Source organism: Mesobacillus jeotgali (genome assembly GCF_014856545.2).
In the GTDB taxonomy this organism is placed as follows: Bacteria; Bacillota; Bacilli; order Bacillales; family Cytobacillaceae; genus Mesobacillus.
Window position 1 is genome coordinate 26,466 of sequence record NZ_CP109811.1, and the last position, 17,741, is coordinate 44,206.

Sequence of the window (17,741 nt, forward strand, 5' to 3'; positions counted from 1 at the left end):
GAGGCAATTTTAGCAAAAAAGAAGACAGCCGCAGAAATACTGCGCCTGTCATATATTATCGGAATTTGTAAAATTATTTTAACAGAAAATTTTATCTTTTTACGACGTTAAAATTATCCTGGATGAGAAGCCAGTTTTGCGGGAAGGAAAGTCCAAGCTTCCAGTAGCTCATTCCTCTCAAGTTCAATTCTTTGATGAGGTCGAATTTCGCCTGGATGGATCGGGCGTCCTCAAACCAGACTTCATGCTGTTTTCCATCTTGTGCTGTATATCTGAAGGTTGGCGCTTGAGATCTTGTATTGTACTGAATCGCTACATTATTATCGGCTGCAATCTGGATTGCCTGCTGAGGACTGACGGCCCTTGCGATTGTCCCCTGGACAAATGGGAGAGTCCAGTCATATCCATAAAGATTCTGGCCCATCATGACTTTTTGCGATGGCATTTCACTAATAGCATACTCTAAAACCTCACGAACAGGGCCAATTGGCGATACTGCCTGCGCAGGTCCGCCGCTGTATCCCCATTCATATGTCATGATGACCACGAAATCAACAATTTCTCCATGTGCTTTGTAGTCGTGTGCGGTATACCAGGGCCCTGTCTGTTCTGCACTCGTTTTTGGGGCGAGAGCAGTCGAGATGAACCAGCCTTCCTGTTTAAAACGGTCCCTTGCTTTGCGCAGGAAGGTGTTATAGGCTTCACGGTCTTCTGGACGAAGGAATTCAAAATCAAAATGGATATCGCGGAATCCGTACTTTTTTGCCGTCGTGACTATATTATTCAGGAATCTGTTCTGGACAGGAATATCATTCAGGATAATCCGCCCTAGCTCATCGCTGAACTGGTCGTTTTCCTGATTGGTGATCACCATCATCAATATATTATTGTTCGCCTCGGCAATCGCCGGGAAATTGTTCAGCAGCGGCTCCTTCAACGACCCATCGCGCAAAGCCTGGAAGCTGAATGGCGCAAGGTAGGTCAAATAAGGGGCAGCTTCCCGGGCAGCAGTTTCCAGTGCAGGTGCCACTGTGTTCCCGCGGGGTTCTACATATGCATTGAATTCTGCATTTGTTTTCGGCCGCTGTGGAATATATAAGCGGAATCCGACTGACAATGGCTGGTTGACCGAGATGCCGTTGATTCTAGCGAGTTCCTGCGGAGTGGTTCCGTACCTTCTCGAAATCGCCCATAAGGTGTCGCCTGGCTGGACAAAATAAAAGCTTCCGACAATCGGGATGACCATCGCCTGGCCTACGACTAGATTATTCGGGTTGGGCAGTTCGTTCGCCTCGGTTATATCCGTAACAGAAGACCCGTAAAGTTGAGCGATCTGTGTCAATGTCTGACCTTGCTGTACCACGTGAATTTGCATTTTCTTCCCTCCCTGGCATTTTTAGCGCTACAACCATTGTATGAAGGAAGAAAATGCAGTATGTTATAAATCAAGTTCGATTGATGGCATTGTTTCGGCTGAAAGGACGTTTTTCATCATTGTCAGTGCGTATTTATTATCCTCGTCATAATTGGAGGCAATGAAGTCCTCTGGTATGATCAGGTTGTATTCGCGCATGTAGGCATCATTCGCGGTGAAAAGGACGCAAATATTGCCAGCAATCCCTGACAGGACCAAGGTACCTACCTTCAATTGCTGAAGAAGGGTGTGAAGCGCAGTTCCATAAAAAGCGGAGTGCTTCGGCTTGATTAAGAAATAGTCCTGATTCTTCTCAGGAGCAATCTTTTTAATGATTTCACTGCTTGTTTCATTTGAGCAGTGATCCATGATTTTTTCAAAATCAGCCTGCCATAGATTATAATGGTCATTAATATAGATAACGGGCATGTCTTTTTCATTGAAAGATTTCTTTAACTTTAAAATGGGATCAATGATTTTTTCAGTATTTTTTGCAAGGTCTTCCCCTGCGTCAAAGTTAAAATCATTGATCATATCGATGATCAATAGAGCAGTCTTTGCCATGAATAATCCTCTCCTTATCCTTTATATTTTTACCGGCGGGGGATTATTAAACCACTTGGAAATATAAAACACTTTAATGGAGGAAAAGATGGAATATACTCCAGATGAACGATATATGTTAGAAGCAATTGAAGAAGCGAAAAAAGCAGGCCAGATAGATGAAGTGCCAATCGGTGCGGTCATCGTCCTGGATGGGGAAATCATTGCCCGTGCCCATAATCTCCGCGAAACGAAGCAAAGTTCTATTGCCCATGCAGAGGTGCTGGCGATTGACAAGGCGTGCCAGAAGCTCGGAACATGGAGGCTGGAGGATGCCATTCTCTATGTAACACTGGAGCCATGCCCGATGTGTGCCGGAGCGATCATGCTTTCCCGCGTGAAAAAAGTGGTCTATGGGGCAAAGGACCCTAAAGGCGGCTGCGCTGGTACCTTCATGAATATCCTCCAGGACGAACGCTTCAACCATCAAAGTGAGGTTGTGACTGGCGTGCTGGAAGCAGAATGCGGAGCACTGTTATCCGATTTTTTCAGGAATCTGCGGGAAAAGAAAAAGTTGAAAAAGAAGCAGGCGAAAGACGAATTGGAACAACAGACAGGAATTGACAGGGGATAAGCATTGCATTTTGGGCCGTGAGTTAGTATACTATGTATGTGTCCTTGAGACACACCTAAATAAGGTTTCAATTTTGCCGTGCTAGTCGGGGAGGTAGCGGTGCCCTGTACCCGCAATCCGCTCTAGCGGGGATGAATCCCTTCCTGAGGCTGATTTACTGTAGGGTCTGCCTTAAGCAAGTGGTGTTGACGCCCGGGTCCTGCGCAATGGGAATCCATGAACCATGTCAGGTCCGGAAGGAAGCAGCATTAAGTGGACGCTCCCATGTGCCGCAGGGTTGCCTGGGCCGAGCTAACTGCTTAAGTAACGCTTATGGTATTCAGTCGACGGAAGGTGCGCGGCAGTTAAATATGATACATTCAACTCATCTCTTTAGCGGAGATGAGTTTTTTGTCATTTTAAAAAGCGTAAAAACTTCCATTGGTAAAAGTGAAATTGAAAGTTATTTGCGTTATAATAGATAAGATAATAAAAGGAAGGGAGCGGTGTCATTGGCCTACCAAGCTTTATATCGTGTCTGGCGTCCACAGCAATTCATTGATGTGGTCGGACAGGAACATGTCACAACGACACTGCAAAACGCTCTGCTTCAACAAAAAATATCACATGCCTATCTATTTTCCGGCCCCAGGGGGACTGGGAAAACGAGTGCTGCGAAAATTTTGGCAAAAGCGGTTAACTGTGAAAAAGCTCCAACGGCCGAGCCTTGCAATGAATGCGATGCCTGCCGTGGAATAACGGATGGATCGATTCCTGATGTAATTGAAATCGACGCCGCTTCCAATAACGGTGTCGAGGAAATCCGGGATATCCGAGATAAGGTTAAGTATGCGCCGAACGTCGTGAAGTATAAAGTATACATCATTGATGAAGTGCATATGCTTTCCATCGGAGCATTCAACGCCTTGCTGAAAACCCTTGAAGAGCCTCCAAAGCATGTCATCTTTATCCTCGCAACGACTGAGCCCCATAAGATTCCACTCACAATCATTTCACGATGCCAGCGATTTGATTTTAAGAGGATCACTGCTCAGGCAATCGTTGGCAGGATGAAGCAAGTTGTTGAGGAATCTGGAGTGGATTGCGATGAAAAAGCCTTGCAGATCATTTCCAGGGCTGCAGAAGGCGGAATGCGTGATGCCTTAAGTCTGCTTGATCAGGCAATTTCATTCAGCCAGGATCGAGTTACGATTGAAGATGCCCTCACGGTAACAGGTACCGTATCACAGAACTTCCTGAACCAGCTGGCCAGGGCGGTTCACGAACGAAATGCGGCCGCTGGACTGGAAGCATTAGAAGAATTGCTTTTGCAAGGGAAGGATCCAGCAAGGTTCATAGAGGATCTGATTTTCTTTTACCGTGATATGCTCCTGTACAAGGCAGCACCGGCATTAGAGGAATCTATGGAACGAGTCATGCTCGACGACGATTTCCAGGAACTGGCCAATCAGGTCGAGCCGGCACAAATCTATGAACTGATCGAGGTCTTGAATAAAGCACAGCAAGAGATGCGCTGGACAAACCATCCCCGTATCTTCCTTGAGGTGGCTATTGTAAAACTCTGTCAGCTGGAAAATCAAAATCCGTCAAGCAATGTACAAGTTGAACCTTTACTGAGAAGGATTGAGCAGCTCGAGGAAAAACTGGCACAATTCCAGCAGAATCCTGGAATGGCATCAAGTGAACCGGCTGCTGCTGCTAAAAAAGCGCCACGTCCAAACCGTAAAGGCTTCCAGGCACCGACCGGAAAGATTAACGAGGTACTGAAAAGCGCTACCAAGACAAATCTTCATACAATCAAAGGGCGCTGGGGAGATCTGCTCGAAATGCTTGCTGCGAACCAAATGCGTTCCCAGGCTGCTTTGTTGAATGAAGCAGAACCTGTGGCTGCATCGGATGAAGCAGTAGTGATAAAATTCAAATATGAAATCCACTGTCAGATGGCAATGGAAAACACCAGATTCACTGAAACTGTCAGCGGTGCGATGAATGACTACACCGGAAAAAGGATGCAGGTAATTGGTGTGCCGGAAGACCAGTGGCTTAAAATAAGGGAAAACTTTATCAGCCAGAGAGGCGACGGAGCATCAGAGGGCGAAGCTGCTGCAGCAGAAGACCCGCTGATCGCTGAAGCTAAAAAACTATTTGGCGATGAATTAATACAAATACAAGACTAGTACTGGAGGACGTTAATATGATGCGTGGAATGGGTAATATGCAAAACATGATGAAGCAAATGCAAAAAATGCAAAAGAAAATGGAAGAGGCTCAAGTCCAGCTGGGAGAAGAGAAAATTGAAGGTACTGCTGGCGGCGGCATGGTAACTGTCATCGTGACTGGCCACAAGGAAATTATCGACGTTCAAATCAAGCCTGAAGTTGTAGACCCTGATGATGTAGAAATGCTGCAGGATCTAGTGCTTGCTGCAACGAATGATGCATTGAAAAAAGCAGAAGAACTTTCAAGTAAAACAATGGGACAATTCACAAAAGGGATGAACCTTCCTGGGGGAATGTTCTAGGAGGAATATAACAGAATGCATTATCCTGAACCAATATCAAAGCTGATCGACAGCTTTATGAAATTGCCAGGTATCGGCCCGAAAACGGCCGCTCGTCTGGCTTTTTTCGTATTAAGCATGAAGGAAGAAACCGTTTTGGATTTCGCTAAGGCATTGGTCAACGCTAAGCGCAACCTGACTTACTGCTCTGTCTGCGGCCATATAACTGACCAGGATCCTTGCTATATTTGTGAAGACCAGCGTCGCGACCGCAGCGTGATTTGTGTTGTACAAGATCCAAAGGACGTTATTGCGATGGAAAAAATGAAGGAATTCAATGGTCTCTATCATGTGCTTCATGGTGCGATATCTCCTATGGATGGAATTGGACCCGAAGATATAAACATACCAGACCTATTGAAGAGGCTGCAGGATGAAACTGTCCAGGAAGTCATACTGGCCACGAACCCTAATATAGAAGGGGAAGCAACAGCTATGTACATCTCAAGGCTGCTGAAGCCGTCAGGGATCAAGATTACCAGGATTGCGCACGGACTGCCGGTCGGCGGAGATCTTGAATACGCGGATGAAGTCACGCTCTCTAAAGCGCTGGAAGGCCGCAGGGAAGTATAACTCCATATATAAAGAAGAAACTCTACTGGAGGAAAGTCATGTTATTTCGTAAAAAGAAATGGCTTAGAAAAGAATTCGACCATAAACTATTGGCACAGCTGGACAGCATGAAGAGGAACTGGAATAATCAAAAGCTATTGGTTGAAAGAAGCTTCGATCCATCAGAAGAGTTTATCACTGAAGCAAAAATTGCCGAAGCCAAGTACTTCTTTCTTTTTAAAGAAGCGAAGCACAGGAAAATCACCATCAAGAAGAAGTGATGTTTTTTCCATACAATAAGGTCTTATTTTGATAACTTGTACATAAAAATGTACAAGACATTGAAGTAAGGGGGAAGAGTATGGATCCTATAGTTGTCATATCGGTCCTTGGCGGATTGATTTTCTTGCTGCTCATAATCGGTGCACCGACAAAACCACTTCGATTTATTGGCCAGAGTGCTGTGAAGATCTTAATCGGAGCCATCTTTTTATTTTTTCTTAACGCCTTCGGAACCAGCTTCGGAATTTATGTTCCAATCAATATTGCAACCGCAGCAGTGTCAGGGCTATTAGGAATACCCGGTGTGTTTGCGCTGGTTGCCATTCAGACGTGGATTATATAAAACAGGAACGCCGCTTTTGAAGCGGCGTTTTATTTTTGTAGGCTCTTTCCGTAAACTTTGCTGCTTTTCTGCCCTTATTGCGCAAAGTTAACTCGGAAGCATTTTTGAAAAGGGCTCGAAACCTTTGTGGTACGTATGATTGTATGTATTCGCAAAGCGATAATTAAAGCTATAACAAAGTTTTTGTAAAAAGCTATTGACCAAACAAGAAGAAGTTGATATTATATTAAACGTTGCTGTTGAACAGCAGTTAATAACTTTTTAAAAAAGTGTTGACGAAACAACGGCAGCATGATATATTATTTAAGTCGCCTACGGGTGACAAATGAAATTGCTCTTTGAAAACTAAACAAACAAGCGTCAACAAACAATAAATGATCATGTTTCTTCTATAAGAACATGAGCCAACGTTTTAACTTATGAGCTAAACTCATAACTCTTTTTTGGAGAGTTTGATCCTGGCTCAGGACGAACGCTGGCGGCGTGCCTAATACATGCAAGTCGAGCGGATCTTTATTAGCTTGCTTTTGAAGATCAGCGGCGGACGGGTGAGTAACACGTGGGCAACCTGCCTGTAAGACTGGGATAACTTCGGGAAACCGGAGCTAATACCGGATAATCCTTTCCCTCACATGAGGGAAAGCTGAAAGACGGTTTCGGCTGTCACTTACAGATGGGCCCGCGGCGCATTAGCTAGTTGGTGAGGTAACGGCTCACCAAGGCAACGATGCGTAGCCGACCTGAGAGGGTGATCGGCCACACTGGGACTGAGACACGGCCCAGACTCCTACGGGAGGCAGCAGTAGGGAATCTTCCGCAATGGACGAAAGTCTGACGGAGCAACGCCGCGTGAACGATGAAGGCTTTCGGGTCGTAAAGTTCTGTTGTTAGGGAAGAACAAGTACCGGAGTAACTGCCGGTACCTTGACGGTACCTAACCAGAAAGCCACGGCTAACTACGTGCCAGCAGCCGCGGTAATACGTAGGTGGCAAGCGTTGTCCGGAATTATTGGGCGTAAAGCGCGCGCAGGCGGTTCCTTAAGTCTGATGTGAAAGCCCCCGGCTCAACCGGGGAGGGTCATTGGAAACTGGGGAACTTGAGTGCAGAAGAGGAGAGCGGAATTCCACGTGTAGCGGTGAAATGCGTAGAGATGTGGAGGAACACCAGTGGCGAAGGCGGCTCTCTGGTCTGTAACTGACGCTGAGGCGCGAAAGCGTGGGGAGCGAACAGGATTAGATACCCTGGTAGTCCACGCCGTAAACGATGAGTGCTAAGTGTTAGAGGGTTTCCGCCCTTTAGTGCTGCAGCAAACGCATTAAGCACTCCGCCTGGGGAGTACGGCCGCAAGGCTGAAACTCAAAGGAATTGACGGGGGCCCGCACAAGCGGTGGAGCATGTGGTTTAATTCGAAGCAACGCGAAGAACCTTACCAGGTCTTGACATCCTCTGACAACCCTAGAGATAGGGCGTTCCCCTTCGGGGGACAGAGTGACAGGTGGTGCATGGTTGTCGTCAGCTCGTGTCGTGAGATGTTGGGTTAAGTCCCGCAACGAGCGCAACCCTTGATCTTAGTTGCCAGCATTCAGTTGGGCACTCTAAGGTGACTGCCGGTGACAAACCGGAGGAAGGTGGGGATGACGTCAAATCATCATGCCCCTTATGACCTGGGCTACACACGTGCTACAATGGATGGAACAAAGGGCCGCAAAACCGCGAGGTCGAGCCAATCCCATAAATCCATTCTCAGTTCGGATTGCAGGCTGCAACTCGCCTGCATGAAGCCGGAATCGCTAGTAATCGCGGATCAGCATGCCGCGGTGAATACGTTCCCGGGCCTTGTACACACCGCCCGTCACACCACGAGAGTTTGTAACACCCGAAGTCGGTGGGGTAACCTTTTGGAGCCAGCCGCCTAAGGTGGGACAGATGATTGGGGTGAAGTCGTAACAAGGTAGCCGTATCGGAAGGTGCGGCTGGATCACCTCCTTTCTAAGGATATTGCCGTAATGGCAATCGGAATGCGAATCTTTCGATTCGTACTTGTTGATTAGCTTGTTTGTTTAGTTTTGAGGGAGCGATTCCTCTATATATGATATATGGGCCTATAGCTCAGCTGGTTAGAGCGCACGCCTGATAAGCGTGAGGTCGGTGGTTCGAGTCCACTTAGGCCCACCATATATCTTTCATAACGGGGCCTTAGCTCAGCTGGGAGAGCGCCTGCCTTGCACGCAGGAGGTCAGCGGTTCGATCCCGCTAGGCTCCACCATGTCGCTTTTAGAGCGCATGTTTTTTGTTCCTTGAAAACTAGATAATCGTAAGTAAGAAGAACCAAGAAAAAACCGAGTGATCGCCATTTTAGTTTTTCTCTCTATTTAATAGAGAAATGACCTTTTAGGTTAAGTTAGAAAGGGCGCACGGTGGATGCCTTGGCACTAGGAGCCGATGAAGGACGGGACTAACACCGATATGCTTCGGGGAGCTGTAAGTAAGCTTTGATCCGGAGATTTCCGAATGGGGAAACCCACTGTTCGTAATGGAACAGTATCTTTGCCTGAATACATAGGGCATTGAAGGCAGACCCGGGGAACTGAAACATCTAAGTACCCGGAGGAAGAGAAAGCAAACGCGATTCCCTGAGTAGCGGCGAGCGAAACGGGACATAGCCCAAACCAAGAGGCTTGCCTCTTGGGGTTGTAGGACACTCAACATGGAGTTACAAAGGAACGGGGTAGATGAAGTGGTCTGGAAAGGCCCGTCAGAGAAGGTAAAAACCCTGTAGTTGAAACTTCGTTCCCTCCTGAGTGGATCCTGAGTACGGCGGGACACGAGAAATCCCGTCGGAAGCTGGGAGGACCATCTCCCAAGGCTAAATACTCCCTAGTGACCGATAGTGAACCAGTACCGTGAGGGAAAGGTGAAAAGCACCCCGGAAGGGGAGTGAAAGAGATCCTGAAACCGTGTGCCTACAAGTAGTCAGAGCCCGTTCATGGGTGATGGCGTGCCTTTTGTAGAATGAACCGGCGAGTTACGATTACATGCAAGGTTAAGTTGATGAGACGGAGCCGCAGCGAAAGCGAGTCTGAATAGGGCGAATGAGTATGTGGTCGTAGACCCGAAACCAGGTGATCTACCCATGTCCAGGGTGAAGGTTGGGTAACACCAACTGGAGGCCCGAACCCACGCACGTTGAAAAGTGCGGGGATGAGGTGTGGGTAGCGGAGAAATTCCAATCGAACTTGGAGATAGCTGGTTCTCTCCGAAATAGCTTTAGGGCTAGCCTCACGTTGTAAGAGTCTTGGAGGTAGAGCACTGTTTGGACTAGGGGCCCTCATCGGGTTACCGAATTCAGACAAACTCCGAATGCCAAAGACTTATCCGTGGGAGTCAGACTGCGAGTGATAAGATCCGTAGTCAAAAGGGAAACAGCCCAGACCACCAGCTAAGGTCCCAAAGTATACGTTAAGTGGAAAAGGATGTGGAGTTGCTTAGACAACCAGGATGTTGGCTTAGAAGCAGCCACCATTTAAAGAGTGCGTAATAGCTCACTGGTCGAGTGACTCTGCGCCGAAAATGTACCGGGGCTAAACGTATCACCGAAGCTGTGGATTGACATCTTAGATGTCAGTGGTAGGAGAGCGTTCTAAGGGCGTTGAAGTCAGACCGTAAGGACTGGTGGAGCGCTTAGAAGTGAGAATGCCGGTATGAGTAGCGAAAGATGGGTGAGAATCCCATCCACCGAATGCCTAAGGTTTCCTGAGGAAGGCTCGTCCTCTCAGGGTTAGTCGGGACCTAAGCCGAGGCCGAAAGGCGTAGGCGATGGACAACAGGTTGATATTCCTGTACCACCTCTTTATCGTTTGAGCAATGGGGGGACGCAGGAGGATAGGGTAAGCGCGCTGTTGGATATGCGCGTCTAAGCAGTTAGGCTGCAAGTGAGGCAAATCCCGCTTGCGTGAAGGCTGAGCTGTGACAGCGAGGGAAATATAGTACCGAAGTTCCTGATTCCACACTGCCAAGAAAAGCCTCTAGCGAGATAAAAGGTGCCCGTACCGCAAACCGACACAGGTAGGCGAGGAGAGAATCCTAAGGTGAGCGAGAGAACTCTCGTTAAGGAACTCGGCAAAATGACCCCGTAACTTCGGGAGAAGGGGTGCTCATTTGGGTGAATAGCCCGGATGAGCCGCAGTGAATAGGCCCAGGCGACTGTTTAGCAAAAACACAGGTCTCTGCGAAGCCGCAAGGCGAAGTATAGGGGCTGACGCCTGCCCGGTGCTGGAAGGTTAAGAGGAGGGGTTAGCTCACGCGAAGCTCTGAATCGAAGCCCCAGTAAACGGCGGCCGTAACTATAACGGTCCTAAGGTAGCGAAATTCCTTGTCGGGTAAGTTCCGACCCGCACGAAAGGCGTAACGATCTGGGCACTGTCTCAACGAGAGACTCGGTGAAATTATAGTACCTGTGAAGATGCAGGTTACCCGCGACAGGACGGAAAGACCCCGTGGAGCTTTACTGTAGCCTGATATTGAATTTTGGTACAGCTTGTACAGGATAGGTAGGAGCCTGAGAAACCGGAGCGCCAGCTTCGGTGGAGGCGTCGGTGGGATACTACCCTGGCTGTATTGAAATTCTAACCCACGCCCCTGATCGGGGCGGGAGACAGTGTCAGGTGGGCAGTTTGACTGGGGCGGTCGCCTCCTAAAGAGTAACGGAGGCGCCCAAAGGTTCCCTCAGAATGGTTGGAAATCATTCGCAGAGTGTAAAGGCACAAGGGAGCTTGACTGCGAGACCTACAAGTCGAGCAGGGACGAAAGTCGGGCTTAGTGATCCGGTGGTTCCGCATGGAAGGGCCATCGCTCAACGGATAAAAGCTACCCCGGGGATAACAGGCTTATCTCCCCCAAGAGTCCACATCGACGGGGAGGTTTGGCACCTCGATGTCGGCTCATCGCATCCTGGGGCTGTAGTCGGTCCCAAGGGTTGGGCTGTTCGCCCATTAAAGCGGTACGCGAGCTGGGTTCAGAACGTCGTGAGACAGTTCGGTCCCTATCCGTCGTGGGCGCAGGAAATTTGAGAGGAGCTGTCCTTAGTACGAGAGGACCGGGATGGACGCACCGCTGGTGTACCAGTTGTCTTGCCAAAGGCATCGCTGGGTAGCTATGTGCGGACGGGATAAGTGCTGAAAGCATCTAAGCATGAAGCCCCCCTCAAGATGAGATTTCCCATAGCGCAAGCTAGTAAGAACCCTGAAAGATGATCAGGTTGATAGGTCAGAGGTGGAAGCGCGGTGACGTGTGGAGCTGACTGATACTAATCGTTCGAGGACTTAACCAAAATGATTACTCGTTCTTCTTGTTTTCTTCTTACAAACATTATCTAGTTTTGAGGGAATAAAACCTCAAACCAAATAGTCTGGTGGCGATGGCGAGAAGGTCACACCCGTTCCCATACCGAACACGGAAGTTAAGCTTCTCAGCGCCGATGGTAGTTGGGGGTTTCCCCCTGTGAGAGTAGGACGCCGCCGGGCACACGAAAGAACAGCTGTAATGGCTGTTCCTTTTTTGTATGCAAATTTATAAAAGGTGTTGGAAATGTAGCAGCAAGTGAATATATTTAGTCTGACTTCGGACAAGTTTACAGGTAATGAATGAAAAGATGTCTGAATCAGATGCAACTTCAGACAGGTTTGCAGGAAAAGATCAAAAAGATGTCTGAACCTGAGCCAACTTCAGACAGGTTTGGAGGAAAAGCACAAAAAGTTGTCTGAACCTGAGGCAACTTCGGACAGGTTTGGTGGAAGAGCACAAAAAGCTGTCTGAACTTAAAGCAACTTCAGACAGGTTTGGGAGAGAAACACAAAAAGTTGACTCAACATGATATAGCATCGGACAAGACCAGACGGAAAAAACACAGAAAAGTTATCCCAACCTCAATATGTATCTATCACACCTAACTAAACTTTTCATCAGTCGTCTTATAAACCTAATTTCCTGTTCTGAACCATCTAAAATTCAACAACCTTTACTTCTCAAATAATAAACCAACCTAAATTGTTATAAGACATACAAGGAAACCGAATGTCAATCATAAAATATAAAACAACTAAACTTTCTAAAATATTATTCGGAAAATTGTATACAAAAAAAAGCTCCTGGCAACAATAGGTGTACGGAGGTGGAGAATTTGGGTTCGCTTTTAGCTAAGAATCAGATCGAGGAAAACTGTGTGATTTGCGAACAGACGAAAAGTGCTGGCATACACCTGTATACTTCTTTTATATGTACAGACTGTGAGAGCATCATGATCAAGACAGATACGAGTGATCCTAAATATAAATATTATGTAGAAAAGCTAAGGAAAGTAACAAAGCCTGGCATTTACAGTTAAAAGCTCATTTCGAGCTTTTATTTTTTTTGCTGAAAAACAGTGTTAGAATAGATAGGTGTGAATTTATAGATATAGGTGAGATTATGGATCAATCCAAAACACCCTTGTACTCTCAATTGGTTAAGCATTCAAACGAAAGCCCTCTGTCGTTCCATGTACCAGGCCACAAAAATGGGGCTTTTTTTCCCGAAGAGGGACAACCCTTCTTCCAGCAAATTTTGAAATTGGATGCAACCGAAATAACAGGATTGGATGACCTTCATTCGCCTGAGGGAGTTATTTTTGAAGCTGAGGCATTACTTAGCGAATTATATAGAACTGATAAAAGCTTTTTTTTAATAAATGGATCAACTGTCGGGAATCTTGCGATGATCATGGCGGCATTCAATGAAGATGATGTGGTGCTGGTCCAGCGTAATTCCCATAAATCCATCATGAATGCTATAAGACTCGCAAAAGCAAAACCGGTATTCATAAGCCCGGAATATAACGAAGAATTCAGAGTGGCTGCCGGGTTAAGTATTGATGGGGTTAAATCAGCCATTAGCCAGTATCCGAAGGCAAAGGCACTTATTTTAACCTATCCCAATTATTACGGACTGACTTATGATCTTAGGAGCATTATAGACCTGGCACATGAGCACAGCATTCCTGTATTGGTGGATGAGGCTCATGGTGTACATTTTATCGCAGGGGATTTTTTTCCGGAGTCTGCTGTTGAACTTGGGGCCGATATTGTCGTACAGTCTGCTCATAAGACATTGCCGGCGATGACAATGGGAGCCTTTCTGCATTTTCAGTCGAACTTGGTATCACTCAACAAGCTAAAGTTCTATTTACAGGCCCTGCAGTCAAGCAGTCCTTCCTATCCGCTGATGGCATCGCTGGATTTGGCACGGAGCTATCTGGGTACTTATAAACAGGAAGACTTGTCGTATTTGAAATCAGAACTGCAGGAATTTAAGGGAAAACTAGAGAAGTTGGAATCCATTCGGGTCTTGCCAGGGGATGATCCATTAAAGCTAACCATTCAATCCTCGTCTGGCTTCGAGCTGCAATCCAGGCTTGAATCAAAAGGGATCTATACGGAATTGGCTGACCCTTATAATGTGCTGCTCGTTCTTCCATTGCTGAAGGATGGCATGGAGCATCGCTTGCTGGAAGCTGCTGAAAAGATTGCTGAGGCAGTAAGCACGATGCCGATTGAGAAAAATAAATCTGAGTCCAAGGTCAATCAAAAAAGTGTTTCAACTTTGGAAGTCAGTTATAAAGAGATGGAGAATCAGCAGACAGAATATGTCCTGTTGCAGGATTCGGCAGGCAGGGTTTGTGCTGAACCAATCATTCCATATCCGCCGGGAATACCACTTTGTCTTCCTGGTGAAGTTGTGACGGAAGAAGATATAGAAACAATCGATTTATTAAAAGCAAAACAAGCAAAAATCCAGGGCGGAGAATATTTGCATGCTGGTAAAATAAAAGTGTTTAAGAGTTGGGGGCTTTAAAATTGGCAAAAGGAATATTTATTACGATTGAAGGTCCGGATGGTTCTGGAAAGACGACAATCCTTCAGATGCTTGCTCAAAATCTTGAAAAAGAAGGGTACGCCGTGGTGGCTACTCGTGAGCCTGGCGGCATCGAGATTGCTGAACAAATCAGGGAAGTTATTCTGGATCCGGAGAATACTGCAATGGACCCGCGAACAGAAGCACTTCTATATGCTGCGGCGAGAAGACAGCATCTTGCAGAGAAGGTGAAGCCTGCTCTCGAAGAAGGAAAAATCGTCCTATGTGATCGTTTTGTTGATAGTTCTCTTGCCTACCAGGGACATGCTCGTGGTTTAGGCATTGATGAAGTTTACTCAATCAACGAATTCGCGATTGAAAACATGATGCCTGCGTTGACTTTATACTTTGATGTCGCACCAGAGATCGGCTTGGAAAGGATCAATAAAAACAAAGGCCGTGAAGTCAACCGACTGGACCTGGAAAACCTCGATTTCCACCAAAAGGTGAGAGAAGGCTATTTGATCCTGGCTGAAAGGTTCCCAAAACGAATCGTTAAAGTGGATGCTTCTAAGGAACTCGATACAGTCTACGGACAAGCAGAAGCTGAAATTAAAATGCTCATAAATACGTTTTTCTCGAACAAGTCTTGATTAACCTCAGGCTTGTTTTTATTATGATTGGCGAATAAAGAGTTATTTTAGCGAATAGGTGTATATCAACTGGAAGCCAATGGAATTTTACGTTTAAATCATGTCTTGTCACCTGAATCCTGTTATAATGAGAATATAAAAGTTACGGAGTAAAACCTTTTCGTTCAGCTTGCTGCTGTGTGGAGCAAGTCTATAAAAAATTCTAGGGGGATAATGAATGAAGTTAATATTAGCTGTGGTCCAGGACCAGGATAGCAACCGTCTATCCAATGCATTAGTAGACCATAATTTCCGCGCAACAAAGATGGCCAGTACGGGCGGATTCCTGAAGTCCGGAAATACCACTTTTATCATAGGTACAGAAGACATCAGGGTAGATAAGGCATTGGAAGTCATCAGGGATAACTGTAAGTCGCGTGACCAGCTGGTAGCACCTGTCTCTCCGATGGGAGGGAATGCAGATTCATATGTTCCTTACCCTGTGGAAGTCGAGGTTGGCGGAGCGACTGTATTCGTATTGCCTGTTGAACAGTTTCATCAATTTTAACGGGAAATGCCCGGAGGTTTAGCAAGAGATGAAGATTAATCAGGATATGCGCCTTAACATAGATAAAGTCCGACAGGATCAAAAACAACAGCCTGGAGGCGGAATCAGGTTCAATGAAATGGTGGAGAAACAAGAACATAAATTGCAGCTCGGACAGATGCAGCAATTAATGAAGGAAGTCGAGTCTGCCGGAGAAAGGCTTGCGCGGTCAAGGACATTCAAGGACTTGGCCAAGTTCAAGACACTGGTAAAGCAATTCGTAAAAGAAGCGGTCAGCTTTGGAATGGAGCTAAAGCATTCGCATAGCTGGAATCAATATGGCGAAGGCAGGTCATTGAAACTTGTAGAGACTATTGATGAAAAGCTCGTACAGATGACAGAAGAGTTGATGGATAATAAAGATGAACAGATTGATATCCTTGGCAAAGTAGGGGAAATCAAAGGTCTGTTGATTAATTTATATACGTAAGTGAGTGATCGCATTGGCAAAGACGTGGGACGAGCTGGAGAGACTTCAGCCGAATGTTTTGAAGATGATTAAAAACAGCATCCAGAAAAATCGAATCGCCCATGCGTATTTATTTGAAGGAATGAGGGGCACTGGCAAAAAGGAGATTAGTATTCTTCTTGCCAAGAGTATCAATTGCCAGGCGCCTGTTGATGGCTATAAACCTTGTGAAAGCTGCTTGAACTGTAAAAGGATCAACCATGGCAACCATCCGGACATCCATCTTGTCGAGCCCGATGGCCTGTCGATAAAGAAAGGGCAAATTCAGCAGCTGCAGGAGGAGTTTTCGAAAACCGGTGTAGAGTCAAAGAATAAGCTATACACGATTGTCCATGCTGATCGGATGACGACAAATGCGGCAAACAGTTTGCTGAAATTCCTTGAGGAACCGCATGTGGGTACTGTAGCCGTGTTGATCACCGAGCAGGCCCAGCAAATGCTGCCGACAATTTTATCGAGATGCCAGCTGATCAATTTCACGCCGTTATCTCCTAAAAATATGGCAGAACAACTGATTGCCAATGGGATCCAACCGCAAATGGCACCCCTGTTGGCACAGCTAACCAATAATTTGGAAGAAGCTTTAGAGATAAGTCATGATGATTGGTTTGCACAAGCACAAAAAATAGTGTTAAAATTATATGAAGTGCCGAAAAAGAATTCCCTTGAAGCTATGGTCGCGCTCCAAGAGAACTGGTTTACGCACTTTAAAGAGAAAGAACAAATCGATCGTGGTTTGGATTTATTACTTCTTATTTTTAAGGATTTACTATACATTCAGCTTGGCAAGAAAGACCAGGTTGTATATCTAAACGAAAGCTCACGTTTAGAACAATTTGCATTACAGACATCCGGACGGCGTCTTACCGAACAAATGGCAGCCATTCTGGAGGCGAAGAGGAAGCTGCATGCCAATATGAATCCCCAGCTGCTCATGGAAGAGCTGGTGTTAAAATTGCAGGAGGGATCTACACTTGTATGATGTAGTAGGTGTCCGCTTCAAGAAAGCGGGAAAGATTTATTATTTTGATCCCGGCGATCTCTCAATTCAAAAGGACGAATTCGTCATTGTCGAAACTGTAAGGGGCGTTGAGTACGGAAGAGTCGTAACTCCCCGTAAACAGGTCGGCGAAAAGGATGTAGTCCTGCCTCTGAAAAAGGTAGTCAGAATTGCAGATCAGAAGGATCGACTTATTGTCGAGGAGAACAAAACAGCTGCAAAGGAAGCGTATGATGTTTGCAGTGAAAAAGTGAGTGAGCATCAGCTGGATATGAAACTGGTTGATGTTGAATATACATTTGACCGCAATAAAGTCATTTTCTACTTCACGGCTGACGGCCGCGTCGATTTCCGGGAACTGGTCAAGGACTTGGCCTCGATTTTTCGGACAAGGATTGAACTGCGCCAGATTGGCGTAAGAGATGAAGCGAAAATGCTTGGCGGGATAGGACCATGCGGCAGAATGCTTTGCTGCTCCACGTTCCTCGGAGACTTTGATCCAGTTTCAATCAAGATGGCCAAGGATCAAAACCTCTCGCTTAACCCAACAAAGATTTCCGGCCTTTGCGGCAGGCTCATGTGCTGTTTGAAATATGAGAACGACGAATATGAAACAGCGAAAGAGCAGCTGCCTGACCTGGGTGAAACGATTGTTACACCTGAGGGTACAGGAAAGGTTGTCGGATTGAACATCCTGGAACGAGTCATGAAAGTTGATATACCAGGCCAGGAACGCGTGCTGGAATATACACTTGAGGAAATACAGGAAGCAGGAGCTGTATCGTTGCAATCATCCACAGATTAATGAGGTGGAACA

General features: G+C 46.3%; 15 protein-coding genes, 2 tRNA genes, 3 rRNA genes and 1 other RNA gene. 19 read left to right on the top strand and 2 right to left on the bottom strand.

Annotation, left to right across the window (positions count from 1 at the left end; genetic code table 11):
• Positions 1 to 91: 91 nt before the first annotated feature.
• Both FOF60_RS00120 and FOF60_RS00125 read right to left on the bottom strand, forming a co-directional pair.
• On the bottom strand, positions 92 to 1,375 hold the full coding sequence (locus FOF60_RS00120; protein ID WP_192473669.1) for a glycoside hydrolase family 18 protein: 1,284 nt from the start codon (positions 1,373 to 1,375) through the stop codon (positions 92 to 94).
• 63 nt (positions 1,376 to 1,438) lie between these two features.
• On the bottom strand, positions 1,439 to 1,978 hold the full coding sequence (locus tag FOF60_RS00125) for a cysteine hydrolase family protein (protein ID WP_192473670.1): 540 nt from the start codon (positions 1,976 to 1,978) through the stop codon (positions 1,439 to 1,441).
• An 88-nt stretch (positions 1,979 to 2,066) separates the two neighbouring features.
• Here FOF60_RS00125 and tadA point away from each other — a divergent pair, with 88 nt between their 5' ends.
• From tadA to FOF60_RS00220, 19 genes are all read left to right on the top strand, one after another.
• Positions 2,067 to 2,591, top strand: a complete 525-nt coding sequence (gene tadA, locus FOF60_RS00130; RefSeq protein ID WP_192473671.1) for a tRNA adenosine(34) deaminase TadA — start codon at positions 2,067 to 2,069, stop codon at positions 2,589 to 2,591.
• A gap of 76 nt (positions 2,592 to 2,667) precedes the next feature.
• Positions 2,668 to 2,932, top strand: an RNA gene (gene ffs, locus FOF60_RS00135) — signal recognition particle sRNA large type.
• Between the two features lie 150 nt (positions 2,933 to 3,082).
• The gene (gene dnaX, locus FOF60_RS00140; RefSeq protein ID WP_192473672.1) at positions 3,083 to 4,768 is read left to right on the top strand and encodes a DNA polymerase III subunit gamma/tau; all 1,686 of its coding nucleotides are present in this window, start codon (positions 3,083 to 3,085) and stop codon (positions 4,766 to 4,768) included.
• Between the two features lie 17 nt (positions 4,769 to 4,785).
• Positions 4,786 to 5,112 (top strand): YbaB/EbfC family nucleoid-associated protein, encoded by a 327-nt coding sequence (locus tag FOF60_RS00145; RefSeq protein WP_192473673.1) that lies wholly within the window; start codon positions 4,786 to 4,788, stop codon positions 5,110 to 5,112.
• A 15-nt stretch (positions 5,113 to 5,127) separates the two neighbouring features.
• Complete coding sequence (gene recR, locus FOF60_RS00150) at positions 5,128 to 5,724, top strand: recombination mediator RecR (RefSeq protein WP_192473674.1); 597 nt, start codon at positions 5,128 to 5,130, stop codon at positions 5,722 to 5,724.
• 38 nt (positions 5,725 to 5,762) lie between these two features.
• A complete protein-coding gene (locus tag FOF60_RS00155) occupies positions 5,763 to 5,984 on the top strand; it encodes a YaaL family protein (protein ID WP_192473675.1) in 222 nt (73 codons plus the stop codon).
• An 80-nt stretch (positions 5,985 to 6,064) separates the two neighbouring features.
• Positions 6,065 to 6,328: a pro-sigmaK processing inhibitor BofA family protein gene (locus FOF60_RS00160; RefSeq protein WP_023613342.1), complete on the top strand. Its 264-nt coding sequence runs from the start codon at positions 6,065 to 6,067 to the stop codon at positions 6,326 to 6,328.
• A 440-nt stretch (positions 6,329 to 6,768) separates the two neighbouring features.
• Positions 6,769 to 8,318: ribosomal RNA gene (locus FOF60_RS00165) — 16S ribosomal RNA — on the top strand.
• Between the two features lie 109 nt (positions 8,319 to 8,427).
• A tRNA-Ile gene (locus tag FOF60_RS00170) sits at positions 8,428 to 8,504 on the top strand.
• Between the two features lie 15 nt (positions 8,505 to 8,519).
• A tRNA-Ala gene (locus tag FOF60_RS00175) sits at positions 8,520 to 8,595 on the top strand.
• A gap of 128 nt (positions 8,596 to 8,723) precedes the next feature.
• A 23S ribosomal RNA gene (locus tag FOF60_RS00180) occupies positions 8,724 to 11,658 on the top strand.
• Positions 11,659 to 11,735: 77 nt separating this feature from the next.
• Positions 11,736 to 11,851, top strand: a 5S ribosomal RNA gene (rrf, locus tag FOF60_RS00185).
• The 16S, 23S and 5S rRNA genes sit together here with 2 tRNA genes alongside, the layout of an rRNA operon.
• Positions 11,852 to 12,507: 656 nt before the next feature.
• The gene (locus FOF60_RS00190; RefSeq protein WP_192473639.1) at positions 12,508 to 12,711 is read left to right on the top strand and encodes a sigma factor G inhibitor Gin; all 204 of its coding nucleotides are present in this window, start codon (positions 12,508 to 12,510) and stop codon (positions 12,709 to 12,711) included.
• Positions 12,712 to 12,794: 83 nt separating this feature from the next.
• Complete coding sequence (locus FOF60_RS00195; RefSeq protein ID WP_192473638.1) at positions 12,795 to 14,216, top strand: aminotransferase class I/II-fold pyridoxal phosphate-dependent enzyme; 1,422 nt, start codon at positions 12,795 to 12,797, stop codon at positions 14,214 to 14,216.
• A 2-nt stretch (positions 14,217 to 14,218) separates the two neighbouring features.
• Positions 14,219 to 14,869, top strand: a complete 651-nt coding sequence (gene tmk / locus FOF60_RS00200; protein ID WP_192473637.1) for a dTMP kinase — start codon at positions 14,219 to 14,221, stop codon at positions 14,867 to 14,869.
• Positions 14,870 to 15,086: 217 nt separating this feature from the next.
• The gene (locus tag FOF60_RS00205) at positions 15,087 to 15,416 is read left to right on the top strand and encodes a cyclic-di-AMP receptor (protein ID WP_079504170.1); all 330 of its coding nucleotides are present in this window, start codon (positions 15,087 to 15,089) and stop codon (positions 15,414 to 15,416) included.
• Positions 15,417 to 15,444: 28 nt separating this feature from the next.
• The gene (locus FOF60_RS00210) at positions 15,445 to 15,885 is read left to right on the top strand and encodes a YaaR family protein (RefSeq protein ID WP_192473636.1); all 441 of its coding nucleotides are present in this window, start codon (positions 15,445 to 15,447) and stop codon (positions 15,883 to 15,885) included.
• A gap of 13 nt (positions 15,886 to 15,898) precedes the next feature.
• Positions 15,899 to 16,906 carry a DNA polymerase III subunit delta' gene (gene holB / locus FOF60_RS00215; RefSeq protein WP_192473635.1) on the top strand — a complete coding sequence of 336 codons (1,008 nt, stop codon included), beginning with the start codon at positions 15,899 to 15,901 and terminating at the stop codon, positions 16,904 to 16,906.
• Positions 16,899 to 17,729: a PSP1 domain-containing protein gene (locus FOF60_RS00220; protein WP_192473634.1), complete on the top strand. Its 831-nt coding sequence runs from the start codon at positions 16,899 to 16,901 to the stop codon at positions 17,727 to 17,729. Before holB ends, FOF60_RS00220 begins: the two co-directional genes overlap by 8 nt.
• Positions 17,730 to 17,741 lie beyond the last annotated feature (12 nt).

Excerpts from the sequence above, each read along its gene's own strand:
- tadA (WP_192473671.1), top strand. The coding sequence starts at position 2,067 with ATGGAATATACTCCAGATGAACGATATATGTTAGAAGCAATTGAAGAA.
- FOF60_RS00160 (WP_023613342.1), top strand. The coding sequence starts at position 6,065 with ATGGATCCTATAGTTGTCATATCGGTCCTTGGCGGATTGATTTTCTTG.
- FOF60_RS00195 (WP_192473638.1), top strand. The coding sequence starts at position 12,795 with ATGGATCAATCCAAAACACCCTTGTACTCTCAATTGGTTAAGCATTCA.
- FOF60_RS00205 (WP_079504170.1), top strand. The coding sequence starts at position 15,087 with ATGAAGTTAATATTAGCTGTGGTCCAGGACCAGGATAGCAACCGTCTA.
- FOF60_RS00210 (WP_192473636.1), top strand. The coding sequence starts at position 15,445 with ATGAAGATTAATCAGGATATGCGCCTTAACATAGATAAAGTCCGACAG.
- FOF60_RS00155 (WP_192473675.1), top strand. The coding sequence starts at position 5,763 with ATGTTATTTCGTAAAAAGAAATGGCTTAGAAAAGAATTCGACCATAAA.
- FOF60_RS00145 (WP_192473673.1), top strand. The coding sequence starts at position 4,786 with ATGATGCGTGGAATGGGTAATATGCAAAACATGATGAAGCAAATGCAA.
- FOF60_RS00125 (WP_192473670.1), bottom strand. The coding sequence starts at position 1,978 with ATGGCAAAGACTGCTCTATTGATCATCGATATGATCAATGATTTTAAC.
- recR (WP_192473674.1), top strand. The coding sequence starts at position 5,128 with ATGCATTATCCTGAACCAATATCAAAGCTGATCGACAGCTTTATGAAA.
- FOF60_RS00120 (WP_192473669.1), bottom strand. The coding sequence starts at position 1,375 with ATGCAAATTCACGTGGTACAGCAAGGTCAGACATTGACACAGATCGCT.